Source organism: Sphingomonas sp. Ant20 (assembly GCF_000783375.1).
Lineage (GTDB): Bacteria > Pseudomonadota > Alphaproteobacteria > Sphingomonadales > Sphingomonadaceae > Sphingomonas > Sphingomonas aerolata.
The window spans coordinates 1-5,565 of sequence record NZ_JRVI01000030.1 but is presented as its reverse complement, the minus strand read 5'-3'; the positions used below and the strand labels follow the sequence as shown (position 1 = coordinate 5,565).

The 5,565-nt window shown below is 68.4% G+C and carries 4 protein-coding genes; 3 read left to right on the top strand and 1 reads right to left on the bottom strand.

All coding sequences use genetic code 11. The annotated features are described in order from the left end of the window. Positions 1-206: hypothetical protein (locus NI18_RS24970; protein WP_037528790.1), on the top strand; the 206-nt coding region annotated here is incomplete at its 5' end. 68 nt (positions 207-274) lie between these two features. Next, on the top strand, positions 275-2,098 hold the full coding sequence (locus NI18_RS06150; RefSeq protein WP_084215056.1) for a diguanylate cyclase: 1,824 nt from the start codon (positions 275-277) through the stop codon (positions 2,096-2,098). Between the two features lie 45 nt (positions 2,099-2,143). Here the strand turns inward: NI18_RS06150 and NI18_RS06145 are convergent, their stop codons facing one another. Further along, complete coding sequence (locus NI18_RS06145; RefSeq protein ID WP_306286261.1) at positions 2,144-4,654, bottom strand: TonB-dependent receptor; 2,511 nt, start codon at positions 4,652-4,654, stop codon at positions 2,144-2,146. 373 nt (positions 4,655-5,027) lie between these two features. Here NI18_RS06145 and NI18_RS06140 point away from each other — a divergent pair. Continuing rightward, the coding region (locus tag NI18_RS06140) for an alpha/beta hydrolase (protein WP_052149020.1) at positions 5,028-5,565 on the top strand (538 nt) is incomplete at its 3' end.

The following is a 5,565-nucleotide window of genomic DNA, read 5'->3' as shown; positions in this document are numbered from 1 at the left end:
GGCGCGTACGCATCGGCGACGACCCGGGGCTGGCCGACGCGCCACAAGAGCAGGGCGAGTTCTCGAACATCGCTGCCAACCAGGCGCCGCAACGCCTCGCCTTCGCGCGGCCGCACCGTGGCCGCTACATCGAGATCGCCTTCACCCGGACCGCCAAGGGCGAGACGCGGCTGGCCATCGCGGAGCTCGGGGTGCTGACGCAGTAGACCGGGCCCGGCGCGGCGTGTGATGGCGAGTAACCAAAAGCTAAGTCTTTGTTGTATAACATAGCGCAATGTTCATATCGCTTACTGCGCGGATCGTCGCGATCGGCCTCATCGTGGTCCTGGCACTGGGGTCGCTGGCCGGGCTGCTCGCCGACGCCTCATACCAGGCCAGCCAGAGCTTCCAATGGGCCGCCCATTCCGCGCAGGTCATCGAGACGACCGAGGCGGCGCTGAACAATCTGCGCGAGGCCGAATCGGGCCAGCGCGGGTTCGTCATCACGCGGGATCCAGCCTATGCCCGGTCCTTCGCCAAACGCCTGGACAGCGCCGCCCGGACCATCGCGCGGGTTGCGGGCCAGACCCGCGACAACCCGCGCCAGCATGCCCGTGCGCGGGAAATGGCTTTGCTGATGAAGGAGCGGTCCGCCTTTCTGCGCCAGCCGCTCGACCTTGCCCGCCGGGGCAATTTTGCGGGAGCGGTCACGATCATCGCCAGCGGCCGTGGTCGCGACCTGATGGATGCGATCAGCGTGCGCGGGGAGGCGTTTCTCGAAGAGGAACGCGCGTTGCAGACCACGCGGCAGGATGCGGCGGCGCAGCGCCTGCGCCGCGGTAAGCGGCTTGCCATCTTCGGCGCGATCGCCGTCGCGCTGATCGTCATCGGCGGCTTTACCTTGCTGGTGCAAGGTATCCGCCGCCCGCTGGAAACCATGTTGCGCGCGATGACCGCGCTGGGCAGCGGGGACGAGCAGACGCGGATCGATACCGCGATGGGATCGCGCGAATTCAACCGCCTCGCGATCGGCTATAATGCGATGGCCGACCGGCTGGAGGGCGCGGTTTCCGATCGGGGCACGAGCGAGCGCCAGCTGCAGGTCGTCAACGCCGAGCTCGAGCGCAATACCAAGACGCTGCGCGAACGCGGCGACGTGATCGAGCTGCTCGGCGGCATGGCGCATCGCATGCAGGCCGCGCGCACCGACGACGAGCTGGCCCAGATCATCCGGGTGTTCGTACCGCAGGTCCTGCCCGATATTCCCGGCGCGCTGTACGCGCACAACAACTCGCGCAACTGCCTGGTCCCGGTCGCCAGCTGGGGAGACATCGTCGTGCCGGACGACGGCTTCGCGCCGGAGCGGTGCTGGGCACTGCGCCGTGGCCAGAGCCATTCGGTCGTGGATCCGCGCCGCGACATCGTCTGCGCGCATGTCGCCGAGGGCGAGGTCTATCACTGCGAACCGCTGCTCGCGGGCGGCGAGGTCATCGGCGTGCTCTATCTGCGCGGCCGGATCGAGGCCGAGAACCGCTTCCGGATGAACGTGCTGACCGAGAACATCGCCTCGGCGCTAGTGAACCACCGCCTGCAGCGGTCGCTGCGCGAGCAGACGATCCGCGATCCGCTGACCAGCCTGTTCAACCGCCGCTACATGGAGGAGGCGCTCAAGCTGGAGATCGCCCGCGCCTCGCGGTCGGGCAATCCGCTCAGCCTAGTCATGTGCGACGTCGATCATTTCAAGCGGTTCAACGACGAGTTCGGTCACGACGCGGGGGACGCGGTGCTGCAGCAGGTCGCGGCGGAGATGCGCAGCCGGTTCCGCGACGGCGATGTCGTCTGCCGGTTCGGCGGCGAGGAGTTCACCATCATCGCGCCGGGCACGACCGCCGAGGCGCTGGCCAAGCGAGTCGATATCGTCCGGCAGGCGATCGCAGAGATCGCCGTCCGCCACGGCAACCGCGCGCTGGGATCGACCAGCATGTCGTTCGGCATCGCGACCTGGACGGACATCATGGACCGGGAGGGCGCGACGCTGATCCAGGCGGCGGACATGGCGCTGTATCAATCCAAGCGCGACGGCCGCAACCGCGCGACGATCAGCGCGCTCGCGGCCTGATCCGGGCGCTCCAGAGATCGATATCCTCCGCCGTACCGGGCGGTGTCAGAAGAGCTTGCGCAGGCCCAGCCTGACGGACCGGCCGACCGGATCGATATACGCCGCCTGGAACCGGTTCGGCGTCCGCCCGAGCCGATCGCGAACCGCGATACGGTCGTTGAGCAGGTTTTCGACCGTCAGCTGCAGCGTCATGTTGCTTGCCCAGGGACGTTTGATGATCTGGTCGACCTTGACCGAGCTATAGGGCACCAGCCAGGTCCGACCTGAAAAGCGCAGATCTGACGCCGCCAGGTCGCTGCGGATCCGGGTCGGCCCCTGCAGACGGCCGAACACGCCGATGCTCGCAGCCCCGAGCGATCCGCTGAGGTTCAGCTCGATTTCCCAGCGCGGTCGTCCGCCGGTGCCGGTCAGCGTGTCGCCATCGAGGAGATCGAGTGCCGGCCCCCCGCTCCGCAACGACAGGCGATCGTCGAGCCGCCACGTCGTGGTCATCGACATGTTGAGGTGCGGCCGGGGCCGGGGTGGCGCCGGCGGTGGCACATCCTTCGCGGCGATGCCGACGGGCGGCGTCAGCGGCGCAGGCGCACGCCCGATCGGCGTCGACAGGCTGATCGTCGCCTGCATCTTCGTTTCGCGTTCGCGGGCGATGTTGACCGGCCGCAGGTCGGCGCTGACGAGCTGTCCTGTTGCATCACGCTGAAACGCCCCGGCAAACGCGGTCTGGAAGGCCTGGGTGGCGCTGCCCAGCGTCGCGGTCTGATTGTCGATGCGCGTCTGGAGATAATTGAGCGTGAGCCGCAGATCGCGGGCCTTGATCGGCGACACGGCGACACCCAGCGTGACGAGCCGCCGGCGTTCCGGGTCGAGCGCGGGATTCCCGCCGGCGATCGTCGTGACGAGCACGCTGGTGCCGGTGGTGAAATCGAAAAACGGCGTGTTCGGGGTGGTCACCGTCGGGTTGGTCAGCAGCGCGATCGCCGGCGGGGTCTGCGCGGCATTGACCGAGGCGATCAGCTGGACCGGCCGCACCGGCGACCATGTCAGGCCGTAGTTCGAACTGAGCAGCCGGCCGTAATCGGACACGTCCGAGACGCCGATCATGCCGTTGACCGACAGCTGTCCGAGAAACGCGAGAACGTCCTGATTGGCAGAGGCGATCGGCAGATCCGCGTTGACGCTGGCCCCACCCGTGGTGCGCGTCAGATCGAGCGTCGTGTCGCGCAGGCCCGGCAGGCTGCCCGAACTGCTCGACCGGGCATAATCCCCCGAGAGCGTGATCTGCGCGTCGCCGGCCGGCAACCGGACCAGCGGGCCGTTCGCGACCGCCTTTGTCAGCAATGTGCCGGTAACGGTCCGGCTGCGATCGGCCAGCCGAAGCGCCGCCGCCTCGGGACTTACGCGCGCCAACGGATCGCCCCCCGCATCGATCGCGGCCTGCAGATCGTCGATCGGCACGCCGCGTTCGGACCGCGCCACCCCCTGCACCCGGTCATAGCTGGTCGTGACGTTCCACCCCCAGCGCCGGATACTGCCTTGGACCATGCCCGATCCATGCAGCGTCAGGCTGGTGCTCCGCTGCCGGAGCACCGCATCGGGCAGGTAGCGATAAAGCAGGACATCGTCCGCAAAGGGCAGCGCGCCGCGTCCTCCCGGCACACTCAGCAGCGCGGGCGTCAGACCGTTCACGCCGATGTTACGCTGCGCTTCCATCGACAGGTTGAGCGATCCGCTCATCGTCCGCCCGATCGGCGCCGCGAGCGTTCCGTCGACCGAAATCCTGTCGCTGCGCTGCTGGAGCGAGCGATAACGCCCGATATCGGTGACCGCGGGTGCGCCGGCGCCGGCGGCATAGCCCGCCAGAGTGTCGCGCCCCGCCGGGTCGTCCGGCACGGCGGCGATCGTGACCGGGGCCCCGACGAGCGCATCGAGCGCGGGATCGATACTGGCCCCGCCTATTCCCGTGACGGTGCCGCCAAGCGCATAGAGCGTGTCCGGATCGGGCAGGATCGCGCGTTCGCTCTGCAGGATCGGGTTGAGGCGAAGATGCGACAGCGTCAGCGTCGCGCGGCGCGGCCCGTCGATCCGCGCGGCGGTCACCTCGGCGTAGCTTGTCTCGCCCCCGCCTTCGGTCGTGACACCCGTGGCCTGCTGGTAGGTGACCGCGCGAAACCGCTTCTTGGTGATGAAGTTCATCACCCGAACGGTGGCCGGAAACCCGAAACGTGCGGCCTCGGACTCGGGCAGGACCTCGATCTTCTCCATCGCCTCCTGCGGCAGGCTGTAGAGTTCGTTCATGCTCGACATGCGTCGACCGTTGAGCAGATAGACCGGATCGCCGCCGCTCGCCGACGTCGTCAGTGGCTTCAGGCGCTCCAGCAGCGTCTTGAGATCGGTCGCACCCAGCGACTGGATCCCGGCCTGATCGAGGGTCGCGGTCGGATCGATCGCCCCGACCGCGCTGCCCGCGCTCCGCTGGCCCGTGATGACGATGTCGTCGCCCGACGCCGATGCCGGCACGGGGATCGCCTGCGTCGATCCGGCCGTGGGACACACCACGCCGCCCCCGAGGCAGACGAGCATCGACGGGTACAGGCGGACCGGCGCGTGAACCCTCACGAACGGCGGATCAGGATGGCGGGGGGATCGATCATCGTCACACTCTCACGCAGCGGGCGACATCGAGTGGAGCGGTATTATATGTCGGGAATAGGGCGGCTTGTGAAAGCAGGCAGGGCAGTATGCCTGAAGGCAGCGCGGTCACGCCGCGGATCGGGGCGTCGGGACGCGATCCGGCGCATCGCCGGCATGGGATGCCGCAAGACTATTGCCTATCGTCCGGGCCGGATTACGCTTCGTCATCGGAGCGCGTGACTGCGAGTCGGAGATCGATGGTCGCGCGCTGCTGCAGGTCTATCCGAGGTGATCCGCTATGGCCGTCAGGGACAAGGCTTCGATCGATACCCAGCATGCCGTTATCGTCGTGATCCGGGGCGATCCGGTCCCCGACGCCGCGATCCCGACGATCGAACTGGATCTCGCGAAATTTCAGAGCGGTCGCTGGGCGTTGCAGCTCGACGCGGCATTTGCCCGGCGCGAGGAGCCGGCGGTGATCCTGGCGCAGGGGGTCGCCTGCCTTGCGGTCGCGTGGTGGGCGCAATTGTCGCCGCGCAGCTATCTGCAGGCGATCGAGGGCGCGGTCCTGCTGTCGCCGCTGTCGGTCGGCTTCGGTCAGGAGGCGATCGCGGCGGCGGCGCGTCCCGGGCCGACAACCCGCCTGCCCTTCCCGTCGGTCGTCGCCTGTGCCCCGGGTCCGTTCATCGACCGGGTGCTGGCGCTGGCCGATCGCTGGGGCAGTCATTTCGTCGAGCGCGGATCGATCGCCGCTCCGGCGCCGACGACGCGCACCGCCACCCCGACCGAGGACGAGGCCCGGCTGATCGCGCTCCGCTCCCGCTGCTCGAGCACCG